This is a genomic window from Nocardiopsis endophytica (assembly GCF_027706725.1).
In the GTDB taxonomy this organism is placed as follows: Bacteria; Actinomycetota; Actinomycetes; order Streptosporangiales; family Streptosporangiaceae; genus Nocardiopsis_A; species Nocardiopsis_A endophytica.
Window position 1 is genome coordinate 1 of record NZ_JAQFWQ010000026.1, and the last position, 22,301, is coordinate 22,301.

General features: G+C 73.2%; 19 protein-coding genes and 1 tRNA gene. 14 read left to right on the forward strand and 6 right to left on the reverse strand.

The genetic code is table 11. From position 1 onward, the window contains the following. Positions 1-628 precede the first annotated feature (628 nt). Entirely contained in the window at positions 629-2,596 is a 1,968-nt protein-coding gene (locus tag O4J56_RS11305; RefSeq protein ID WP_270685680.1) for a serine/threonine-protein kinase, read from the reverse strand. A gap of 232 nt (positions 2,597-2,828) precedes the next feature. Between O4J56_RS11305 and O4J56_RS11310 the strand changes: the two genes are divergently transcribed. Next, on the forward strand, positions 2,829-3,791 hold the full coding sequence (locus O4J56_RS11310; RefSeq protein ID WP_270685681.1) for a 4-(cytidine 5'-diphospho)-2-C-methyl-D-erythritol kinase: 963 nt from the start codon (positions 2,829-2,831) through the stop codon (positions 3,789-3,791). On the opposite strand, the gene soxR is transcribed toward O4J56_RS11310, so the two are convergent. Then, on the reverse strand, positions 3,788-4,249 hold the full coding sequence (gene soxR / locus O4J56_RS11315; RefSeq protein WP_270685682.1) for a redox-sensitive transcriptional activator SoxR: 462 nt from the start codon (positions 4,247-4,249) through the stop codon (positions 3,788-3,790). The two genes, O4J56_RS11310 and soxR, sit on opposite strands and share 4 nt — an antisense overlap. A 74-nt stretch (positions 4,250-4,323) precedes the next feature. On the opposite strand from soxR, the gene O4J56_RS11320 reads away from it, so the two are divergent. The 3 genes from O4J56_RS11320 to O4J56_RS11330 all read left to right on the forward strand — a co-directional run bounded on the left by O4J56_RS11320 (position 4,324) and on the right by O4J56_RS11330 (position 7,930). Next, positions 4,324-5,016: a thiamine pyrophosphate-dependent enzyme gene (locus O4J56_RS11320; RefSeq protein ID WP_270685683.1), complete on the forward strand. Its 693-nt coding sequence runs from the start codon at positions 4,324-4,326 to the stop codon at positions 5,014-5,016. A 95-nt stretch (positions 5,017-5,111) separates the two neighbouring features. Next, positions 5,112-6,011 (forward strand): transketolase family protein, encoded by a 900-nt coding sequence (locus tag O4J56_RS11325; protein ID WP_270685732.1) that lies wholly within the window; start codon positions 5,112-5,114, stop codon positions 6,009-6,011. 107 nt (positions 6,012-6,118) lie between these two features. After that, on the forward strand, positions 6,119-7,930 hold the full coding sequence (locus O4J56_RS11330; RefSeq protein WP_270685684.1) for an ABC-F family ATP-binding cassette domain-containing protein: 1,812 nt from the start codon (positions 6,119-6,121) through the stop codon (positions 7,928-7,930). 88 nt (positions 7,931-8,018) lie between these two features. On the opposite strand, the gene O4J56_RS11335 is transcribed toward O4J56_RS11330, so the two are convergent. From O4J56_RS11335 to O4J56_RS11350, 4 genes are all read right to left on the reverse strand, one after another. Then, positions 8,019-9,092, reverse strand: coding sequence for an SGNH/GDSL hydrolase family protein (locus O4J56_RS11335; RefSeq protein WP_270685685.1), 1,074 nt, complete (start codon positions 9,090-9,092; stop codon positions 8,019-8,021). A 161-nt stretch (positions 9,093-9,253) separates the two neighbouring features. Then, positions 9,254-9,742 (reverse strand): MarR family winged helix-turn-helix transcriptional regulator, encoded by a 489-nt coding sequence (locus tag O4J56_RS11340; RefSeq protein WP_270685686.1) that lies wholly within the window; start codon positions 9,740-9,742, stop codon positions 9,254-9,256. A gap of 71 nt (positions 9,743-9,813) precedes the next feature. Beyond that, complete coding sequence (locus tag O4J56_RS11345) at positions 9,814-10,473, reverse strand: TetR/AcrR family transcriptional regulator (RefSeq protein ID WP_270685687.1); 660 nt, start codon at positions 10,471-10,473, stop codon at positions 9,814-9,816. 14 nt (positions 10,474-10,487) lie between these two features. Then, positions 10,488-11,438: an acyl-CoA desaturase gene (locus O4J56_RS11350; RefSeq protein WP_270685688.1), complete on the reverse strand. Its 951-nt coding sequence runs from the start codon at positions 11,436-11,438 to the stop codon at positions 10,488-10,490. Positions 11,439-11,761: 323 nt separating this feature from the next. On the opposite strand from O4J56_RS11350, the gene O4J56_RS11355 reads away from it, so the two are divergent. From O4J56_RS11355 to O4J56_RS11400, 10 genes are all read left to right on the forward strand, one after another. Continuing rightward, positions 11,762-11,832, forward strand: a tRNA-Gln gene (locus O4J56_RS11355). A gap of 310 nt (positions 11,833-12,142) precedes the next feature. Beyond that, positions 12,143-13,618: a bifunctional UDP-N-acetylglucosamine diphosphorylase/glucosamine-1-phosphate N-acetyltransferase GlmU gene (glmU, locus tag O4J56_RS11360; RefSeq protein WP_270685689.1), complete on the forward strand. Its 1,476-nt coding sequence runs from the start codon at positions 12,143-12,145 to the stop codon at positions 13,616-13,618. A 25-nt stretch (positions 13,619-13,643) separates the two neighbouring features. Then, positions 13,644-14,615, forward strand: a complete 972-nt coding sequence (locus O4J56_RS11365; RefSeq protein ID WP_270685690.1) for a ribose-phosphate diphosphokinase — start codon at positions 13,644-13,646, stop codon at positions 14,613-14,615. Positions 14,616-14,908: 293 nt separating this feature from the next. Next, positions 14,909-15,523 (forward strand): 50S ribosomal protein L25/general stress protein Ctc, encoded by a 615-nt coding sequence (locus O4J56_RS11370; protein ID WP_270685691.1) that lies wholly within the window; start codon positions 14,909-14,911, stop codon positions 15,521-15,523. Between the two features lie 17 nt (positions 15,524-15,540). Beyond that, the gene (pth, locus tag O4J56_RS11375; protein WP_408639103.1) at positions 15,541-16,215 is read left to right on the forward strand and encodes an aminoacyl-tRNA hydrolase; all 675 of its coding nucleotides are present in this window, start codon (positions 15,541-15,543) and stop codon (positions 16,213-16,215) included. A 227-nt stretch (positions 16,216-16,442) separates the two neighbouring features. Then, complete coding sequence (locus O4J56_RS11380) at positions 16,443-17,909, forward strand: sugar transferase (protein ID WP_270685693.1); 1,467 nt, start codon at positions 16,443-16,445, stop codon at positions 17,907-17,909. 5 nt (positions 17,910-17,914) lie between these two features. After that, the gene (locus O4J56_RS11385) at positions 17,915-18,706 is read left to right on the forward strand and encodes a 3'(2'),5'-bisphosphate nucleotidase CysQ (RefSeq protein ID WP_270685694.1); all 792 of its coding nucleotides are present in this window, start codon (positions 17,915-17,917) and stop codon (positions 18,704-18,706) included. Between the two features lie 51 nt (positions 18,707-18,757). Beyond that, on the forward strand, positions 18,758-19,684 hold the full coding sequence (gene cysD / locus O4J56_RS11390; protein ID WP_270685695.1) for a sulfate adenylyltransferase subunit CysD: 927 nt from the start codon (positions 18,758-18,760) through the stop codon (positions 19,682-19,684). Between the two features lie 40 nt (positions 19,685-19,724). Continuing rightward, entirely contained in the window at positions 19,725-20,993 is a 1,269-nt protein-coding gene (gene cysN / locus O4J56_RS11395; RefSeq protein ID WP_270685696.1) for a sulfate adenylyltransferase subunit CysN, read from the forward strand. 103 nt (positions 20,994-21,096) lie between these two features. Further along, on the forward strand, positions 21,097-22,005 hold the full coding sequence (locus tag O4J56_RS11400) for a sulfotransferase (RefSeq protein WP_270685733.1): 909 nt from the start codon (positions 21,097-21,099) through the stop codon (positions 22,003-22,005). Positions 22,006-22,301 lie beyond the last annotated feature (296 nt).

A 22,301-nucleotide genomic window follows, 5' to 3' on the forward strand; every position in this document is an offset into this window, starting at 1 on the left:
GTTCTGGTGTCGCCGTGTTCGTCGCCGCGGGGTCTTGGCGGGTGTCGCGGAGGGCATTTCTCGCCCCTCCGCGCCCCTAACGCGGAGTGTTCGCCCAGGTCATAGCCGTGCTGGGGGTTGCCGTGCGGGACCGCCGACCGCCACCGGCGCGGGAGAGCGCGAACCTCGCCCACCGCCCCGCTCGCCCGGACCATCCGGGGCCTGCCGGACGGCCGACAGGGCCGGGGAACCGGCAGGCGTCCCGCCGTCGCTGCCATTCACGGTGACTGCGCACACGCCGGACGGCCGACAGTGCTGCTGGAAGGGGCGCCGGCCTCTCTTCGTCGCCGCCCTCCACCTCACACTCCGGCGGGCCGCCGGCCGGCTGGGGCCCTCAAGTGGGGGACCTGCGCAGCCGCCCGCCCACCCGGACCGCGAGGGGCCGGACGGACGGCAGGCAGGGCCCGGGAACCGCCCCGCTTGTGCCGTCGCTGCCATCCCCGGTGACCACGCACACGCGCCGCGGCCGACGGCGCTGTGGTACGGGCCGCCGGCCTTCGTCGCCGAGCTCGACCCGGCGCTCCGGTGGCCTGCCGCTCGGGCGGGGTCCGGGAGCGGGGGACCCGCCCAACCGCCTGCCGCCCCGCCCTCAGTTGGACTCGGTGAACTCCTCGATCGGGAGTTCGGCGTCGTCGCCCCGGTCGTTGCTGGTCAGCATCAGGACGCCGCCGCGCACCCGCTCCGCGTCGGGGACCGTGAACACCAGCTCGCCGCGTGCGCTCTCGCCCGGGGCGACCGGGTCCCACAGCGGGGCCTCCGCCTCCAGGTCGGACGGGCGCTCGGCGATCACCTCGCCCACGCCCGGCGCGCTCAGGCGCTGGCGGCGGTGGTCCAGCCGCACCGGCTCGTCGCCGCCGTTGAACAGCTCCAGCTCGAACACGCAGTAGGTGCCGTTCTCCACCCGCAGGTGCCGTCCTTCGACGCGGTCGGAGCAGCGGTAGTCCCCGGCGGTGAACGCCGACAGGCCGTCATCGGCCACGCCGGGGTCGCCCGAGTCCGGGGCGTCGGCCTCCGTGTCACCGGCTCCGCCCGCTCCGTCCTGGCCCTCCGGCTCCTTCTGCGCTCCTTCGCCGGCGTTCTGGTCCCGGCCCTGGTCCGCCGCCGCGTCGGCGTCGTCGCGGCCGCCCCAGGGCACGGGCAGACCCGATCCGCTGAGCAGGGTCAGCACCGCCACCAGCAGCACCACCAGGAGCACCGCCACAGCGGCGGTGATCGCGACCCACTTCATCCTGCCCTTGGAGGGCTGCAGCGGGCGGTGCGGCGGGGGCGGCGCCGGGGGCACGTAGGGCTGCGCCTGCTGCTCCTGCGGGGGCAGCGGGATCGGCCCGGTCTGCTGCGGTCCGGGGGGACCCGGCGGGGGCATGGGGCCGCCCTGCTGGGCGAACTGGCCGGTCTGCCCCGCGGGCGCCTGCTGGGCCACCCCGGCCGGGCGCTGGATCGGCTGGCTCGTGTGCGGGCCCGGGGGAGGCGGCGGCGGGCCCTGGGGGCCGTTCGGTGGGCCTGCGTGGGGGCCGGGCGGGGGACCGCCCGGCGGGGGGTACGGCCCCGGCGGCGGGCCCTGCGGGGGCCCCTGGGGGACCATGTTGGTCATGTTCGGGTTGGGGCCCGGGTGCGGGGGCATGGGCGGCCCGGGCGGCGGCATCGGCGGCAGGTTGGGCCGCCACGACTGGTGCAGCGCGTGGCTCACCATGTCGTTGGGGTCGTTGGCGCTGCCGCCGGTGTCCTCGCCCCCGGCCAGCTCCAGCAGGAGGTCCTGGGCCTTGGGGCGGCGCTCGGGCTCCTTGGCCAGCGCGCGGGCCACCAGGCGGTCCAGCGGGCTGTCGAGGTCGCCGATCTGCGGCTCGGCGAACAGCACCCGCTTGCCGAGGGTCATCGCGTCGCCGTTGCCGAAGGGGTGCGTGCCGTTGCCCGCGAAGGCGACCAGGCACCCCCAGGCGAAGATGTCCGCGGCGGTGGTCACCTTCTCCTCGAGGAGCTGCTCGGGCGCCATCCACCCCGGGCTGCCCATGACGATGCCCGTCTGGGTGTGGTTGGTGGCGGTGTTGATCGCCCGCGCGATGCCGAAGTCGATCACCCGGGGCCCAGACAGCGACAGCAGCACGTTGGCCGGCTTGAGGTCGCGGTGGACCAGCCCCGCCCTGTGGATGGCGGCCAGCGCCGCGGCCACCCCGAGGGCGAAGCCGTGCAGCGTGCTGGAGTCCAGCGGCCCGTGCTGGGAGATGTGCTCGGCCAGCGCGGTCCCGGAGATGTACTCGGTGACCATGTACGGCCGGTTCTCGAAGGTGCCGTGGTCGAGCACCTTGGCCGTGCAGAAGGAGGCGACCCGGCGGGCGTTCTCCATCTCGTCGTGGAACCGCGCCCGGGTGGCCTCGTCGAAGGCCAGCTCCGGGCGGATCACCTTGATCGCGACCTGGGCACCCTTCTCAGGGGCGCGGCCCAGGTAGACCGTGCCCATCCCCCCGCTGCCCAGCCGTCCGGCCAGCACGTAGGGACCGATGGTCGCCGGATCTCCGGCGGCCAGCGGTTCCAGGTCCTTTGGGAGCCCATCCGACGGCAAGCGACCCTCCCCGACGGTGTCCACACTCCGTCTGGCCCCAAGGTAGCGGGGATCGCGGCCCTATACCCACCCGCGCAGGCCAAAGCGGCCCAGAGCAGACCACTCTGGGTGACCGGTGCGGAAGGGATCGGTGAGGGAACGCCCCGGGTGCCGGGGCGCATGCGGGGCGCGGATGGCCTCGCTTCGGCGTCCGGGCTCACTGGCAGGGGGGTTCCTCTATGATCTAGGGCTCATGACCGCTGTTACCGCCGTGACCGTACGGGCGCCCGCGAAGGTCAACCTGCTACTGGCGGTGGGGCCGGTACGCGAGGATGGATACCACGATCTCGTGAACGTGTTCCACGCTGTCTCACTGTTCGACGAGGTTACCGTCCGTCGGGCCGACCCGGGCCCGGCAGGGGCCGGTGAACCGGTGATCGACGTGCACGCGGCGGCCGGCGGCCTGGACGCGCACCTGGCCGGAGTGCCCCGCGACGGCGACAACCTGGCGGCCCGGGCCGCCCGATTGGTGGCCCGCGAGGCGGGGCTGTCCGAGGAGCGGGCGCGGGTGCGCATCCGCATCGACAAGGCGATCCCCGTCGCCGGGGGCATGGCCGGGGGCAGCGCCGACGCGGCCGCCGCCCTGCTGGCCTGCGACGCCCTGTTCGGCGCGGGCCTGGACGCCGCGGCCCTGCAGGCGCTCGCCGCCGAACTCGGCAGCGACGTCCCCTTCCCGCTGCTGGGCGGCACCGCCGTCGGCACCGGCCGGGGCGAGGTCCTGGAGCCGGTCCCGTCCCGGGGCCGCTTCCACTGGGTGTTCGCGCTGTCCGAACGCGGCCTGTCCACCCCCGCGGTGTTCGGCGAGTACGACCGGCTCCGCCCGGACGCGCCTCAGCCGCGCGGAGACGCCGCGCTGACGGCGGCCCTGGGGGCCGGTGACCCCCCGGCGCTCGCGGCGGCCCTGCGCAACGATCTGGAGCCTGCGGCGCTGTCCCTGCGGCCGGACCTGGCCCGGACCCTGGACGCGGGCCGCGAGGCGGGCGCCCTGGCGGGCATCGTCTCCGGCTCGGGCCCCACCTGCGCGTTCCTGGCGCCCGATGCGGACGGTGCCGCCGAGGTCGCCGAGGCCCTGGAGAAGTCCGGGACGTGCGAGCGCGCGCTCACCGCCCACGGCGACGTCCCCGGCGCGGAGACCGTCACGCCCGCGGTCTCCTAGAGCCCGCCCTCGCGTGCGGGCTTCAGGCCCGGCGCGCCGGGCCCCTGGGAGGCCAGGACGTCGTCGTGGTTGTTCAGGTGGCAGTCCTTCAGGGACAGGCACCCGCACCCGATGCACGAGGTCAGGCGGTCCCTCAGGCGCTGCAGCGCGTCGATGCGCGCCTCCAGCTCGTTCCGCCACTCCTCGGACAGGCGCGCCCAGTCGCTCACCGTCGGCGTGCGGTTGTCGGGCAGCGTGCTGAGCGCATCCTGGATCTGCCCGAGCGACAGCCCCACCCGCTGGGCCGTGGCGATGAACGCCAGGCGCCGCAGCGTGTTCCTGTGGTACCGGCGCTGGTTGCCCGAGGTCCTCTCCGAGTGGATGAGCCCCCGTTCCTCGTAGAAGCGGAGCGTCGTGCGGGCGATCCCGCTGCGCTCCGACACCTGGCCGATGGTGAGCCTGACCGGCAAGTGGGCCATGTCACATCCCCTTCGCGTCGACGGCGTCCGCGGACGGTTGACCTCAAGTTAACTCGAGCTTACAGACTAGCGCCATGACGACGACGGCACTGAGCCGGTACGCCGACCTCCCCGCGCTGGTCGGCCTGATGACCGGTGACGAAAAGCACCGCGCGGCCGCCGAGTCCACGCTGGACGTGCTCTGGGTCCTCTACGACCGCGTCCTGCGGGTCTCGCCGGAGACCGCCGACGCCCCCGACCGCGACCGCTTCCTGCTCTCCAAGGGCCACGGCCCCGCCGCCTACTACGCCGTGCTCGCCGCCAAGGGCTTCCTGAGCGTCGCCGACCTGCGCTCATGGACCCGGTTCGACTCCCCGCTGGGCCACCACCCCGACCGGGTGCTGGTCCCCGGCGCCGAGATCGGCAGCGGCTCCCTCGGCCACGGCCTGGGCCTGGCCGTCGGCACCGCCCTGGGCCTGCGCGCCCAGGGCCGCACCGGGCCCCGCGTGGTGGTGCTGGCCGGCGACGCCGAACTCGACGAGGGCAGCAACCACGAGGCCATCGCCGCCGCCGCGCGGCTGGGCCTGGGATCGGTCACCGCCGTGGTGATCGACAACCGGTCGGCCACCCACGGCTGGCCCGGCGGCATCGCCGCCCGCTTCGAACAGGAGGGGTGGACCACCCGGACGGTGTGGGGGCGCGACCACGACGCCCTCGCCGACGCCTTCTCGGTCCGCGACCCCCGCACCCCGCACGCCGTGATCGCCCGCGTCCAGCCCAAGGAGTGAGTCCCATGACCGCGACCGCCACCGAGGCCCCCCGGGGCACGGCCGCCCGGGGCGCCACCGCCGCCCGCCCGGTCCCCGCCGTCACCCCGCAGCCGATGCGCGACGCCTTCACCCGCGCCGTCACCGAGTCCATGGACGCCGACCCGCGCCTGACCGTGGTCCTCGCCGACATCTCCACCGACCGCTTCGCCGCCGCGGCGGCCCGCCACCCCGGCCGGGTCGTCAACGTCGGCATCCGCGAGCAGCTCCAGATCGGCGTCGCCGGGGGCCTGGCCCTGACCGGCCAGCGCCCGGTGGTGCACACCTTCTCCTCGTTCCTCGTGGAGCGGCCGTTCGAGCAGGTCAAGCTCGACCTGGGCCACCAGGGCGCGGGGGCGGTGCTGGCCGGCATCGGCGCCTCCTACGACTACGCCGGCGCCGGACGCACCCACATGGCCCCCGGTGACGTCGCCCTGCTGGACACGCTGCCCGGCTGGACCGTGCACGTGCCCGGCCACGCCGACGAGGCCGACCGCCTCGTCCGCGCCGCGCTCACCGGCGACGACCGGGTCTACGTCCGCCTCAGCGAGTACGGCAACGCCGCCCCGCGCCCGGTCGGCTCCGGCCTGGTCCCGGTACGCACCGGATCGCCCCGCGCGGCCGGGGTGGTGGTCGCGGTCGGACCGATGCTGGACCGGGTGCTGGCCGCCACCGAGGGACTGGACGTCACGGTCGCCTACACCGCGACCCCGCGCCCCTTCGACCGCGCCGGGCTGAACCGCCTGGTCGCCTCCGTCGGCGGCGCCGACGTCCTGCTGGTCGAGCCCTACCTCGCCGGGACCTCCGCGCACGAGGTCGCCGCCGCCCTGGAGGACCGGCGCCACCGCCAGCGCGCGCTCGGCGTCTCGCGCGAGGCCGAGCTGCGCAAGTACGGGACCCCGGGGGACCACGACCGCGCCCACGGCCTGGACACCGAGGGCATCGCACGCTCGGCGCGCGACTTCTTCCTGGTCTGAGCGCCCATGACGAGCGCGGGACGGGGCGGGCACCGGACCCCTTGAGGGCGGTCCGGCGCCCGGGGCGTGTCATTCCAGTGGGGGACAGCCCACAGAATGGGAAGACGATGAACCTCGTCAATCTTCAGGAAGTCTCGCTCGCCTACGGCCCGCTCGTCCTGCTCGACGGCGTCTCACTCGGCGTCGACGAGGGCGACCGGATCGGCGTCGTCGGCCGCAACGGCGGCGGCAAGTCGACCCTGGTCTCCGTCCTCGCCCAGACCACCGAGCCCGACTCCGGCCGGGTGATCCACAACCGCGGACTGCGGGTGGGATTCCTGCACCAGCGCGACAGTTTCCCCGACACCACCGTCGGCGCCTACGTCCTGGGCGACCGCGCCGAGCACGAGTGGGCCGGCGACCCGCGCGTCCGCGACGTGCTGCGCGGCCTGCTCGGCGGCTGGGACCTGGGCGCCGGGATGGACACCCTCTCCGGGGGCGAGCGCCGCCGCGCCGCCCTGGCCCGCCTGCTCACCGGCGAGCACGACCTCATCGTCCTCGACGAGCCCACCAACCACCTCGACATCGAGGGCATCGCCTGGCTGGCCGACCACCTCAACGCCCGTAAGGAGGCGCTGGTGGTCGTCACCCACGACCGGTGGTTCCTGGACGCGGTCACCAACCGCACCTGGGAGGTGGTCGACGGCCGGGTCGAGCGCTACGAGGGCGGGTACGCCGCCTACGTGCTGGCCAAGGCCGAGCGGGAGCGCCTGGCCGCCGCGGCCGAGGAGCGGCGGCAGAACCTGATGCGCAAGGAGCTGGCGTGGCTGCGCCGCGGTCCCCAGGCCCGCTCGTCCAAGCCCAAGTTCCGGGTGGACGCCGCCAACGCGCTCATCGCCGACGTCCCGCCGCTGCGCAACACCGTCGAACTGGTCGGCTTCGCCAGCGCGCGCCTGGGCAAGACCGTCATCGACCTCGAACACGTGGACCTGAGGGCGGGGGACACCACCCTCCTGGAGGACCTCACCTGGCAGCTGGGTCCCGGCGACCGCGTCGGCCTGGTGGGGGTGAACGGCGCCGGGAAGACCAGCCTGCTGCGCCTCCTGGCGGCCGAGCGCGAGGCCGACGGCGGCAGGGTGCGCCGGGGCCGCACCGTCAAGCTCGCCCACCTCTCGCAGAACCTCGCCGAGCTGGACCCGGGGATGCGCCCCCTGGAGGCCGTCAACGAGGTCCGCCAGTTCGTGACGATCGGCAAGCGCGAGTTCACCGCCGGGCAGATGCTGGAGCGGTTCGGCTTCCGGGGCGACCGGCAGTGGACGCCCATCGGCGACCTGTCCGGCGGCGAGCGCCGCCGCCTGCAGCTGCTCCGGCTGCTCATGGACGAGCCGAACGTGGTGCTGCTGGACGAGCCCACCAACGACCTCGACATCGAGACCCTCAACGAGCTGGAGGACCTGCTCGACGGCTGGCCGGGCTCGCTCGTGGTGGTCAGCCACGACCGCTACTTCCTGGAGCGCGTCACCGACCGCACCCTGGCCCTGATGGGCGACCGGACGCTGGCCTTCCTCCCCGGGGGCGTCGACGAGTACCTCGCGCGGCGCGCGCGTCAGGAGGGGCGGGACACGGTCCCGGGGGTCGCCGCGTCGGGGTCCGATGCTTCCGCCGACGACAACGTCAGCGGAGGCGCTGAGGAGGCGTCGGACGCGGCGCCCGTGGTCTCGGCCGCCGAGCGCCGCGCGGCGCAGAAGGAGATGCAGCGCCTGGAGCGGCGTATGGACCGCATCGGCACGCGGGAAGAGGAGCTGCACGCCCTCATGGCCGAGGCGGCCGACGACTACACGCGCCTGGCCGACCTCGACTCCGAGCTGAAGACCCTCCAGGCCGAGAAGGAGGAGCTGGAGGAGCGCTGGCTCGCCGAGGCCGAGCGCATCGGCGAGTGACACCGTCGTTGATCCCGGGGAAGTCGGGGTGAGAACGGGCAGCATGAGCCCGACTTCCCCGGGATCGACACAGGGGCGGCGCGGCCGGTTACCCGGCCTCGACCAGCCGCTCGAAGGTCCGCGCTATGTGCTGGGCGCCGGCCTGGTTGGTGTGGATGTCGGGGCCGTCCTGGGTGTTGCACATCCACGTGTAGTCGCAGATGTACTGCACGTTGGTCGGCATGTCCGAGTCGCCGTCCCCGGACTCCTCGAAGTTCTGAGACTCGAAGGCCTCCTCCACGTCGGCCACCTGCATGTCGGCGTCGCTGTAGGAGGAGCGCAGGATGTCGTTCATCTCCAGCAGCACGTCGGTGGCGTAGTCGACGAGCTCGTCGTCGGCGGGGGAGTCCGCGTCGCCTCCGCCGTCACCGCCGTCCCCGTCGCCGCCGTCCCCGTCCCCGTCGCCGTCGCTCTCCGACCCGGAGTCCTCCAGCAGCATCGCCGCGAGGAAGGGGTTGTAGTACGTCATGCCGATGATCTGCACGTCCGGTCCGGCGGCCGCGCGCAGCCGGGAGGTGATCTCGGGGACCTCCTCCTCCAGCCGGTCGAGCCCGTCCTCGACGCAGTCCCGGTCGAGCTCCACGTCCGGGGTGCCGCCGTTGCCGGAGTCCCCGCTTTCCTCGGACCCCTCCGACCCCTCGGGCCCCTCTGACTCCTCGGGCTCCGCAACGGCGCCCTCCGGGGCCTCGGGCCCACCGCCTCCCAGGTCCACGCACCCGGTGAAGTTGTTGCCGCCGATGTCGATCGTCACCAGGTCCACCTGCCCCCGGTGCTCCTCCAGGAACCGCTCGGCCTGGGCGAGCTGCGTCCCCTCGGTGTAGCGCTCCCCGCAGAGCTCCAGCCCGCCGTCCTTGAAGGTCGTGGTGTCCTCGCCGCCGCAGCCCATCCGCTCGTGGCGCAGCGACGGCCGCCCGTCCTTCAGCGTGCGGTACAGCGCGTCGGTATAGCCGTCGGTGGTCTCCTCGAACCCGCCCTCGCCGTCGGGCTGCACGCCCACGGCCAGGGAGTCGCCCAGGGACAGGTAGTACCGCTCCTCGGGCGCCCCGCCGGACTCCTCGGAGGAGCAGGCGGCCGCCGCCAGGAGGACCGCCGCGGCGAGGGCGGCGCTGCGCTTGATGTGCACGTAGATCTCCGCTCGAATCGGACACGTTGCCTGCGCGCCCCGGCGGCATCCCGGTGAGGGGACGGATACCGCCGAGTAACAAGAGTGTCCGAAACGGGGGCGTACGTCGAGGGGTCGTCTCAGAGGTGCCGCCTCAGAGGGGGCGGCTCAGCGGGGGCTCCTCACTCGTCCAGCGGCGACAGCAGCGAGCGCAGCAGGGCGGCCAGCGCCGTGCGCTCGCCTGCGGGCATCGGCTCCAGGATCGACTCCTCGTAGCCGAGCAGGGCCTCCAGGGCGGCGTCCACGCGCTCGCGCCCCTCGTCGGTGAGGCGCACCAGCACCCCGCGCTTGTCGGCGGGGTCGGGGCGCCGCCGCACCAGCCCCGCCGCGGCCAGGCGGTCGATGCGGTTGGTCATGGTCCCCGAGGTGACCAGGGTGGCGCGGAGCAGCCGCCCCGGGCTCAGCTCGTAGGGGGCGCCGGAGCGGCGCAGCTCGGCGAGCACGTCGAACTCCCACGGCTCCAGGCCGTGGTCGGTGAAGACCGCGCGCCGGGCCCGGTCCAGATGGCGCGCGAGCCGCGAGACGCGGCTGAGCACCTGCAGCGGCGCAACATCGAGGTCCGGGCGCTCCGCACGCCACGCCTCGACCAGCCCGTCGACCTCATCACGCATGAGCACACCCTATCTCTTGATATCAAGATAGTGTGCCCGACACGGCGATGCGGGCGACAGGCCGGTCGGCCCTAGCGTTCCGGCCGCTTCCGGTCGACCGACTCCAGGGACGGCTTGGGCTCCAGCGCCGACAGGCCGTTCCAGGCCAGGTTGACCAGGTGCGCGGCCACCACCTCGCGCTTGGGCTTGCGCACCTCCAGCCACCACTGGCCGGTCAGCGCCACCATGCCCACCAGCGACTGGGCGTACATCGGCGCCAGCTTGGGGTCGTACCCGCGCTGCTTGAACTCGTCGGCCAGGATGTGCTCGACCTGGGTGGCGATGTCGCTGATCAGGCTGGCGAAGCTGCCGGTGCCCGAGGCGGCGTGGGAGTCGCGGGCCAGGATGCGGAACCCCTGGCTGTTCTCCTCGACGTAGCGCAGCAGCGCCAGCGCGGCGTTCTCGATCTTGCCGCGGGCGTGGTCGGCGGTGAGCGAACTGCCGACCATGCCCAGCAGCGTGCGCATCTCCCGGTCCACGACGACGGCGTAGATGCCCTCCTTGCCGCCGAAGTGCTCGTAGACCACGGGCTTGGAGACCCCGGCGCGGGCCGCGATCTCCTCCACGGAGGTGCCGTCGAAGCCGCGCTCGGCGAACAGCTCCCGGCCGATGTCCAGGAGCTGCTCACGGCGTTCCCTGCCGGTCATCCGCTTCTTGCGGGACCGGACCTTCTTCTCGCCCACGGCTTCCATGATGGTTCCCGACTCTAGACGCTCACGCGCTTGGCCGCGAGGCGTTCGGCGTTGGGCCAGCGGACCTTGGTGGCCCACCCCAGCTTCTCGAAGGCCCAGATGATCCTGGCGGAGATGTCGACCTGCCCCTTGAGCACGCCGTGCCGGGCGCAGGTGGGGTCGGCGTGGTGCAGGTTGTGCCAGGACTCCCCGAAGGAGGGGATGGCCAGCCACCACACGTTCCGGGAGCGGTCCCGGACCTCGAAGTTCTCCTCGCCGATGGTGTGGCAGATGGAGTTGATCGACCAGGTCACGTGGTGCAGCAGCGCCACCCGGACCAGCCCCGCCCAGAAGAAGGCGGTGAACGCGCCCCACCACGACATGGTCACCAGGCCGCCGATGGCGGCCGGGGCCAGGAGGGAGAACAGCACCAGCGGCACGAAGAGCTTGTCGACCCGGACGATGTCCTTGTCCTTGAGCAGGTCCGGCGCGAAGCGCTTGGGCGAGGTCTTCTCCTCGCTCAGGAACATCCACGCCATGTGCGCGTAGAAGAGCCCCTTGGCGACCGAGCGCCAGTCGTCGCCGAAGCGCCACGGCGAGTGCGGGTCGCCCTCGGCGTCGGCGTACTTGTGGTGGCGGCGGTGGTCGGCCACCCACTTGATGACGCTGCCCTCGATGGCCAGGCTCCCCGCCACGGCGAGCGCGATGCGCAGCGGCCGGTTGGCCTTGAAGGAGCCGTGGGTGAAGTGCCGGTGGAAGCCGACGGTGATGCCCAGCCCCGACACCAGGTAGAAGGCAGCGCCGATGCCCACGTCCAGCGGGGACAGCCCCCAGCCCCAGGCGAAGGGGACCGCGGCGACCAGGGCCAGGAGCGGCACCAGGACGAAGACGAAAACGGTGATCCGCTGGGCCTTGCTGGCCCCCTCGGGGTCGAGCTCGGGCTCGGGCGCCCGCTTCGGTGCGGGCTCGGCGACTACTGCGGTCATCTACTCCACCTGCGTTCTCGTGACGGCCGTGCGGGGCGCACGTGCGGAGACGCCTCCGCCCGCGCCGCCCGACCGCCCGGCGATCGCGTCGACAACTTATACCTACGTAACCGTAACCTACGAAGGCGTAGGTTGCGCAAGACCCGTCGCGGCGGTCCGCGCCGGCCGGGTGCGGACCGGTGCGGCGCGCGGTGCGCCCCGGTGCCGCGCGACCCGGCCGTGCACGGCGGTGAGCGCCGGGGCGGAGGGTTTTCGGGATGACCGGATGTCGGGGAGCGGCTATCGTGTGCCGTGGAGGCGTGCGCGGACCGCGCCGCAGTCCATCCCGGGTGGTGTAATGGCAGCACTGCGGTTTTTGGTGCCGTTTGTCCAGGTTCGAGTCCTGGCCCGGGAGCCCTTCCCCACCGGTCCCTCGGGGTCCATCGCGGCCCCCTCCCGCGGCGCCGATGGCCGATCTCACACCCGGCCCGCGCCCCCCGGCGCCCCTGGGCCCCTGCGCAGGTCCGCCCCGGGGTGCGCCCCGAGGCCCCCGGGCGCCGCATGTATCCTTCCCCTGTCGGCCCCTGATCCCGCTCCCATCAGCGTGCGCGCAGGGCGATGTTCAGCCTCGCCGACCGGTCGCGTCGGCCGCGCGGGGGACCCGCCCGGCGGCGCCGGCGCGACGACGCATCCGATACCGCCAGCGACATGAGGAGTCTCCGCCCGTGAGCGTGAGCCGTCCGGCTGCCGTCATCGTCCTCGCGGCGGGCGAGGGCACCCGAATGAAGTCCAGGCTTCCCAAGGTCCTGCACGAGATCTGCGGGCGGGCCATGCTGGGCCACGTCCTCGCCGCCGCCGGGGAGCTGGATCCCGAGCGCACCGTCGCCGTCATCGGCCACGCCCGTGAGCGCGTCGGCGCCTACCTGGCCGAGGCCGCGCCGGAGGTGGCCACCGCCGTGCAGGCCGAGCAGAACGGCACCGGCCACGCGGTCCGGGTGGCGGTGGAGGAGCTCAAGGCGCAGGGCGCCCGGCTGTCCGGGACCGTGGTGCTGGCCTACGGCGACACCCCCCTGCTGCGCGGCTCCACCCTGGCCGGCCTGGTCGAAGCGCACGAGTCGGCGGGCAACGCGGTCACCGTGCTCTCGGCGAAGGTCCCCGACCCGGCCGGGTACGGCCGCGTGGTGCGCGACGCCGACGGGGTCTTCACCGAGATCGTCGAGCACGCCGACGCCACCGCCGAGCAGCGCGCCGTCGACGAGATCAACTCCGGCATGTACGCCTTCGACGGCGACCTGCTGGCCGAGGTGGTGCACCGGCTGTCCACCGACAACGCCAAGGGCGAGGAGTACATCACCGACGCCGTGGCGATCCTGCGCGGCGACGGCCACCGGGTCGACGCGGCCCTGGCCGCCGACTGGGTGGAGATCCAGGGCGTCAACGACCGCGTGCAGCTCGCCGAGGCGCGCCGCCTGCTCAACGACCGGCTGCTCGAGGCGCACATGCGCGCCGGGGTGACCGTCGTCGACCCCGCCACCACCTGGGTCGACGTCCAGGTCGAGGTGGGCCGCGACACCGTGCTCGAACCCCAGGTGCGGCTGCGCGGCGGCACCCGCGTGGGCGAGGGCGCCGTGGTCGGCCCGAACACCACGCTGACCGACACCGCGGTCGGCGACGAGGCGCAGGTCCGCGAGGCCTACGCGGAGGGGGCCGAGGTCGGCCCCGGCGCCTCCGTCGGCCCCTACGTCTACCTGCGGCCCGGGGCGGTGCTGCGCGACGGCGCCAAGGCCGGCACGTTCGTCGAGGTCAAGAACTCGACCGTCGGCCCCCGGTCCAAGGTCCCGCACCTGACCTACGTCGGCGACGCCGACATCGGCGAGGGCGTCAACATCGGCGCCTCGTCGGTGTTCGTGAACTACGACGGCGTCCACAAGCACCGGACCACCATCGGCGACCACGCGCGGACCGGGAGCGACAACATGTTCGTCGCCCCGGTGAGCGTGGGGCCGGGCGCCTACTCGGGCGCCGGGACGGTGGTCCGCGATGATGTCCCGCCCGGTGCGCTGGCGGTCTCCGCCGGAGGCCAGCGCAACATCGAGGGGTGGGTGCAGCGGAAGCGCCCGGGCACCGCCGCGGCCGAGGCCGCCGAGCGCGCGCTCCGGGACGCCGAGATCCGCGACGAAGACGCCGGCAAAGGCGAATGACATGTGTCTGTGGGGGATCTGAGAAGTGACCGGCATTAAGGCCGCGGGTCAGAAGAAGCTGATGCTCTTCTCCGGGCGCACGCACCCGGAGCTGGCCGAGCAGGTGGCCGAGCAGCTCGGCATCCAGGTGGTTCCGACGAAGTTCCAGGACTTCGCCAACGGCGAGATGTACGTCCGCTACCTGGAGTCGGCCCGCGGGAGCGACGCGTTCGTTCTCCAGTGCCACTCCGACCCGATCAACGAGTCCATCATGGAGCAGCTCATCATGGTGGACGCGCTCAAGCGGGCCTCGGCCAAGCGCATCACGGTGATCACGCCGTTCCTTGGCTACGCCCGGCAGGACAAGAAGCACCTGGGCCGCGAGCCGATCACCGCCCGGCTGATGACCGACCTGTTCGCCACCGCGGGGGCCAACCGCCTGATGGCGGTCGACCTGCACACCGACCAGATCCAGGGCTTCTTCAACGGGCCGGTGGACCACCTGTTCGCGCTGCCGCTGCTGGCCGACTACATCAACGGGCGGATCGAGGGGGCCGAGGCCACCGTGGTCTCGCCGGACGCCGGGCGGGTGCGCACCGCCGACCGCTGGGCCGACCGCCTGGGGCTGCCGCTTGCCATCATCCACAAGCGGCGCGACCCCGAGGTCGCCAACGAGGTCAAGGTGCACGAGGTCGTCGGCGAGGTCGAGGGCCGCACCTGCATCCTGGTGGACGACATGATCGACACCGCCGGTACCATCGTGAAGGCCGCCGACGCCCTCTACGAGCAGGGCGCCAGCAACGTCATCGCCGCCGCCACGCACGGCGTGCTCAGCGGGCCGGCCGCCGAGCGGCTGCAGAACTCGCGCATCTCCGAGGTGGTCATCACCAACTCGCTGCCGGTGCCCAAGGAGCGCGACTTCGACAAGCTGACCCAGCTGTCCATCGCGCCCCTTCTGGCCAGGGCCATCAACGAGGTGTTCAGCGACGGGTCGGTCACCAGCCTCTTCGACGGCTGACCGGTCCGTGCAGGGTGCAGGGGAGGGCTCTGGGCCCTCCCCTGGACACCGATGTGTACGGAAGACGTCGGGCGAGGCATTAGACTGGACCGAGTGTCCCCGTGTCCGCGGGGTTCCACTGCGGCCACCGGGTCGAATGCCGCGTGGTCGCCGTGCCCGGGCGCGGCGCGCTTCGGCGTCTCCGCCTGCCTGCGGGACCGATCCCGTGCAGTTCTCCCGTGTCCCGCGGGAGTCGTTTCAGAGAAGTCGTGTTCCCCGTGTCGTGCGGGGACGAACCTCCGAGGAGTTTTGTCGTGTCCGAGGTACGCATCGCTGCCGAGCCGCGCACGGAATTCGGCAAGGGCGCCGCACGCCGCGCCCGCCGCGCGGGTAAGGTGCCGGCCGTCCTCTACGGCCACGGCACCGAGCCCCGTCACATCACCCTTCCGGGCCACGACCTGATGCTCGCCCTGAAGACCCCGAACGTGCTGCTGCGCGTCGACGGCGTCGAGGGCAGGGAGAACCTGGTCCTGCCCAAGAGCGTGCAGCGCGACCCGATCAAGGGCTTCCTTGAGCACGTCGACCTGCTCGTGGTGAAGAAGGGCGAGAAGGTCAACGTCGAGATCGCGGTCAACCTGACCGGCGACGTCGCCTCCGGCAACTCGGTCTACCAGGAGCTGGTGACCGTCGAGGTCGCCGCCGAGGCCACCCACATCCCCGAGGGCGTGGAGCACTCGGTCGAGGGCCTGGAGGACGGCGCGCACGTCAGCGCGGGCGACCTGAAGCTGCCCGCCGGCGTGGAGCTGGTCACCGACCCCGAGGCGTGGGTCGCGTCGGTCTCCGCCGACCAGGCCGCCGAGGCCGAGGAGTCCGCCGAGGGCGAGTCCGAGGGCGAGGGCGAGTCCGCCGCGTCCGAGTCCGCCGAGTAGTCGGCCCTCGAACGCGAATGGGCATGGGTCCGGTGCGTGGTCTCCTTGAGCGCCTGCTCGGGGGCCGCGCATCGGGTGTGTCCGGGGCCGATGCGGGCGGGGACGAGGGAACGGGCGTGGCCGAGACCGAGCGCTGGCTGGTGGTGGGGCTGGGCAACCCCGGCCCCAAGTACGCCGGGAACCGGCACAACGTGGGGTTCATGGTGGTGGACGAGCTCGCCGAGCGCGGCGGCCACCGCTGGAAGGCGCACAAGGCGCACGCCGACGTCGCCGAGGGCCGCCTGGCGGGCACCCCGGCGGTGCTGGCCAAGCCCCGCAGCTACATGAACCTCTCCGGCGGGCCGGTCGCCGGGCTGAGCCGGTTCTACAAGGTCCCGATGGAGCGGGTCGTCGTCGTGCACGACGACATGGACATCGCCTTCGGGGCGCTCAAGCTCAAGCGGGGCGGCGGCGCGGGCGGCCACAACGGCCTGCGCTCGATCACCTCCTCCCTGTCCGGGCCGGACTACCTGCGCGTGCGCGTGGGGGTGGGGCGCCCGCCCGGGCGCATGGACCCGGCCGCCTACGTGCTCAAGGACTTCTCCTCCACCGAGCGCAAGGACCTCCCGCTGGAGCTCGCGCGCGCCGCCGACGCGGTGGAGTCGCTCGTCACCGAGGGGCTGGAACGCGCCCAGAACTCCTTCCACACCTGAGGCGCACCACCGGCGCCGCCGCCGACCGCGCGCGGCACCGGGAAGGGGCCCGGCCGACGGCCGGGTTTTTTCTTTACCCGATTAGGTCACGTCACGCGACTGAATGAACACTCTTGGCTACTGTTGGCCCATCGGAGCGAGTTTTCGCGCCTGCCGATTCCCCGCTCTTCACGGGCCGGTTCCGCCGGGCCGCGGTCGGCGGCGCGCCCAGGGCGAGGGGAGGGGTCATGGCGGTGGTCGCCGGCGTGCGGAACGGGGCCGGTGAGCGCCGGGACGTGCGCGCCCCGGCCGCGTGGGTGCGCGGCTACACGCGCGGACTGGTGGCGCTGGACGCCGCGGCGGCCGGGATGTCCGGAGCCGTCACCCACCAGCTGCACTTCCAGGGGCAGGTGCAGGAGCCGTCGGCGGCGGCGCACGCCGGGCTGTCGCTGGCGCTCCCGCTGCTGTGGGTCGCGGTGGTCGGCATGGGCGGCGGGTACGCCCGCCGCTTCCTGGGGGTGGGGACCGAGGAGTTCCGCCGGGTGCTGGGCGCCGGGGTGGTGCTGACCGCGGCCGCCGCCATCGCCGGGTTCGCCGCCGTGCCCGCGCTGGCCCGCGGGTTCGTGCTGGTGGCGCTGCCCGCCACGGTGCTGGCGAGCCTGGTGCTGCGGTACGGCTGGCGCAAGCGCCTGCACCGGCTGCGCCGCTCGGGCCGGTGCATGGGCGGGGCGGTCGCGGTGGGCCACCGCGACGCCGTCGCCGCCCTGATCCGCCAGCTGCGCGGCGAGCCCTACCACGGCATGCGCGTTGTGGGGGCGTGCCTGCCCGACGGGCGCGAGGGCGCGCGGGCGGACTCGGTCGACGGTGTCCCCGTGCTCGGCGACTTCTCCGACGCGGCCGAGGCCGCCGCCGCGGTGGGCGCCGAGACGGTGGCGGTTCTGGCCTGTCCGGAGATGGACGGGGTGGAGCTGCGGCGGCTGGCCTGGCGGCTGGAGAAGTGCGGCACCGACCTGACCGTGGCCCCGGCGCTGATGGAGGTGGCCGGGCCGCGCACCACCATCCGGGCGGTGGCGGGCCTGCCGCTGCTGCACGTGGAGCACCCGGAGCTGGAGGGGGCGCGACGGGTGGTCAAGGGCCTGTTCGACCGGGTGGCGGCGGGGGCGGCGCTGCTGCTGCTGGCGCCGGTGTTCGCGGTGCTGGCCGTGGCGGTCAAGGCGGCCGACGGCGGGCCGGTGCTGTTCCGGCAGACCCGGGTCGGCAAGGACGGGGCCCACTTCCCTCTGGTGAAGTTCCGTACCATGGTTCCGGCGGCCGAGGAGATGAAGAGCGGTCTGCTCGGCGCCAACGAGCACGACGGAGTGCTGTTCAAGATGCGCGCGGACCCTCGCGTGACGTCGGTCGGGGCCTGGCTGCGCCGGTACTCGCTGGACGAGCTTCCCCAGCTCGTCAACGTGGTGCGCGGCGAGATGTCGCTGGTGGGCCCGCGGCCGCCGCTGCCCGAGGAGGTCGCGCGCTACGGGCGCGACGTACGCAGGCGGTTGGTGGTGAAACCGGGGATGACCGGTCTGTGGCAGGTGAGCGGGCGGTCCGACCTCTCCTGGGAGGAATCGGTCCGCTTGGACCTGCGTTACGTGGAAAACTGGTCGCTGACCCTGGACGTGCAGATTCTCTGGAAGACGTGGTCAGCGGTGATCCGCGGGGCGGGAGCGTACTGAGGCCGGTGAGCAGCATCCGAAACGATCATGAAGTCGCACGTGACCTTGCGGGCGAGGCGGGGCAGCAGCTGTTGCGGCTGCGGGCCCGGCACGGGTTCGAGGAGCCCGACGTCCTGCGCACCCTCGGCGACCGCACGTCGCACGAGTTCCTCTTCTCCGCCCTGGGGCGGCTGCGCCCCAGCGACGCGGTGCTGTCCGAGGAGGGGGTGGACGACCCGGCCCGGCTGAGCGCCCGCCGGGTGTGGATCATCGACCCCCTGGACGGGACCCGGGAGTTCGCCGAGGCCGGGCGGACCGACTGGGCCGTGCACGTGGCCCTGTGGGAGAACGGGCGTCTGGCCGCGGGGGCGGTGGCGCTGCCCGCCCAGGGGTCCACGCTCTCCACCGCCGAGCCGCCGTGGCTGCCCGAGGAGCGGCCCAGCGGGCAGCGGCTGCGGATCACCGCCAGCCGCACCCGGCCGCCGGAGTTCGTCCAGAAGATGGCCACCGCGCTGGGCGCCGAGATCGTGCCGATGGGCTCGGCCGGGGCCAAGATCTGCGCGGTGCTGCTGGGCATGGCCGACCTGTACGTGCACGCCGGCGGGCAGTTCGAGTGGGACAGCGCCGCGCCGGTCGCGGTCGCGCGCGCCGCGGGGCTGCACGCCTCCCGGATCGACGGTGCGGACCTGGAGTACAACGCGCTGGACCCGTCCTTGCCCGATATCCTTGTATGTCGACCAGAATTGTCGGGTATGTTGTTGGGGAGCATCCGCGACGTGGCGGATCTGGACGGGGCGGGCCCCCAGGCCGCCGGGTAGGCGGCCGGGCCGCGGCCCGCCGTCGGACTTCACGGGAGCGAGGCGCAATACATGGGCACGGCAGCGGAGCTCGGACGGTACCGGCTCTCCCAACTGGACCACCTCGAGGCCGAGGCCGTCTTCATCATGCGCGAGGTGGCCGCCGAGTTCGAGCGGCCGGTGCTGCTCTTCTCCGGGGGCAAGGACTCCCTCGTGCTGCTCCGCCTGGCCGAGAAGGCCTTCTTCCCCGGCCGGGTGCCCTTCCCCGTGATGCACGTGGACACCGGGCACAACTTCCCCGAGGTGATGGAGTTCCGCGACCGCCGCCTGGCCGAGGCCGGGATGGAGCTGGTGGTCGCCTCCGTCCAGGACCAGATCGACCAGGGCAAGGTGGTCGAGCCCACCGGCCGCTGGGCCAGCCGCAACCGGCTGCAGACCGCCGCCCTGCTGGAGGCCATCGAGGAGCACGGCTTCGACGCCGCCTTCGGCGGGGCCCGCCGGGACGAGGAGAAGGCCCGCGCCAAGGAGCGCGTCTTCTCCTTCCGCGACGAGTTCGGCCAGTGGGACCCCAAGGCCCAGCGGCCCGAGCTGTGGAACCTGTTCAACACCCGGATCGACCGCGGCGAGCACATCCGGGTGTTCCCCATCTCCAACTGGACCGAGCTGGACGTGTGGGACTACATCCGGCGCGAGGGGCTGGAGCTGCCCTCCATCTACCACGCGCACCAGCGCCCGGTGTTCGAGCGCGACGGCATCCTGCTCGCCGACGGCCCCTACATCAACCGCGACGAGGACGAAGAGGTCTTCGAGGCGACCGTCCGCTACCGCACGGTCGGCGACATGACCTGCACCGGCGCGGTCCGCTCCACCGCGACCGAGATCGACGAGATCATCGCCGAGATCGCCGCGACGCGCATCACCGAGCGCGGCCAGACCCGCGCCGACGACCGCGCCAGCGAGGCGGCCATGGAGGACCGCAAGCGCGAAGGCTACTTCTGACCGGCCCCACCCGCACCGATCCCCGAGGAACGCGCGCACCATGACCAACGACATCCTGCGGTTCGCCACGGCCGGATCCGTCGACGACGGCAAGAGCACCCTCATCGGCCGCCTTCTCTTCGACTCCAAGTCCATCTTCGAGGACCAGCTCGACTCGGTGGAGCGCACCAGCCGCAGCCGCGGCGAGGAGCAGACCAACCTCGCGCTGCTCACCGACGGCCTGCGGGCCGAGCGCGAGCAGGGCATCACCATCGACGTCGCCTACCGGTACTTCGCCACCCCGCGGCGGACCTTCATCATCGCCGACACCCCCGGGCACATCCAGTACACCCGGAACATGGTGACCGGCGCCTCCACGGCCGACCTCGCGGTCATCCTGGTCGACGCCCGCAAGGGGCTGCAGGAGCAGAGCCGCCGGCACGCCTTCCTGGCCACCCTGCTCCAGGTGCCGCACCTGGTGGTGGCGGTCAACAAGATGGACCTGGTGGACTACTCCCAGGAGCGGTTCGAACAGATCCGGGCCGAGTTCACCGACTTCGCCGCCAAGCTGGACGTGACCGACCTGGCGTTCATCCCCATCTCCGCGCTGCACGGCGACAACGTGGTGGAGCGGTCCATGGAGATGCCCTGGTACGAGGGCACGTCGCTGCTGCACCACCTGGAGAACGTGCACATCGCCTCGGACCGCAACCTCATCGACGCGCGGTTCCCGGTGCAGTACGTGGTGCGCCCGCACAAGGCCGACGACCCCGAGCTGCACGACTACCGCGGCTACGCCGGGCAGATGGCCGGGGGCGTGCTGCGCAGGGGCGACGAGGTCGTGCACCTGCCCTCCGGCATCACCTCGCGGGTGTCGCGGATCGTCACGGCCGACGGCGACCTGGACGAGGCGTTCAGCCCGCAGTCGGTGACGGTGCTGCTGGAGGACGACATCGACATCTCCCGGGGCGACATGATCTGCCGCCCCAACAACCGCCCGCGCGAGGCGCGCGACCTGCAGGCGATGGTCTGCTGGATGGCGGAGGCGCGCACCCTCACCCCGCGGTCCAAGCTGCTGCTCAAGCACACGACGCGGACCACCAAGGTGATGGTCAAGGACCTGCTGTACCGGCTGGACGTGAACACCCTCAGCCGCGATGAACACCCCGCCGAGCTGGGGCTCAACGAGATCGGGCGGGTGGCGCTGAAGGCGGCGCAGCCGCTGTTCGTCGACGAGTACAAGCGCAACCGCACCACCGGCGGGTTCATCCTGGTCGACGAGGGCACCAACGCCACCGTCGCGGCGGGGATGGTGCTCGACACCGACTGACCGCGGCGCGCCCGCTCAAGGGCGTGACCGGCCTAAACCACGGAAAGCAAGCAATCTGTCACAGGGCGTACTAGTGTTGCGTCCTGTGAGCGGATTTCGTCTGGTGTTCGTCGGGGGGATCGGCCGGTCCGGATCCACGCTCATCGAGCGGCTCCTGGGGGAGCTGCCGGGGGTGTGCTCCATGGGCGAGGTCGTGCACATGTGGCGCCGCAGCCTCGTCGACGACGAGGTGTGCGGCTGCGGCGCGCCGTTCGCCCGCTGCCCCTTCTGGGCGGAGGTGGGCCGGGAGGCCTTCGGCGGGTGGGGGCGGGTCGACCCCGCCCGGGTCCTGGAGCTCAAGGCGGCCGTGGACCGGACCCGGTTCGTCCCGGGGCTGCTCGCCGACGACCCCCCGCCGGACCTGGCCGCGCGCGCGGCCCGCTACACCGACTTCTACGACCGGCTCTACGCCGCGGTGGCCCGGGTGAGCGGGTGCCGCACCGTCGTCGACTCCAGTAAGCACGCATCGCTGGCCGCGTGCCTGCGGCTGCGCTACGGGGCGCGGATGCGGCTGCTGCACATCGTGCGCGACCCCCGGGCGGTCGCGCACGCCTGGGGGAAGCGGGTGCCCCGGCCCGACGCCCGGCCGAGCAGCCCCGAGCAGTTCATGGCGCGCTACTCGCCCACCCGGGCGGCCGTGCAGTGGGTGGCGCAGAACGGGGTGCTGGCGGCGCTGGAGCGGGGCGGGCTGCCCACCCTGCGGGTGCGGTACGAGGACTTCGCCGCCGATCCGCTGGGGGAGTTGCGCGGCATCGCCGAGTTCGCCGGGTGCGCGGCCGACGGGCTCCCGCTGGGGGCGGACGGGTCGGCGGAGCTGTCCCCGGCGCACACGGTCTCGGGGAACCCGATGCGGCTGCGGACGGGGCCGGTGCGGGTGCGCGCGGACGTGACGTGGCGCTCCCAGCTGGCGGCCCCGGCGCGGGTCGCGGTGTCCGCGCTGACGCTCCCGGTTCGGTGGAGATTCGGGTACTGAAGCCGACACGCCCGATTCGCTCACCTTTCGTGGTGAATTGATTGCGTACTGTGAATATCCCATGGTGTCCCAAGGGGGGTTCCAGGACGACCCGGGAGGGGGCCGATCGTGGAGCGGGAACACGGGCGCGGGGGAGCGCACGGGGGAGGACCCGCGAGGAGCGGGGCGGTCCGGGTCGGTGCGGCGCTGGCGGCCCTTCTCGTGGCGACGGCGGCGTGCGAGGAGAAGGAAGGGCTCGAGGGGCTCGAAGGGCTGGGAGCCCTGGAGTCGGGGGAGCCGGTGGCCCAGGCCTCGGA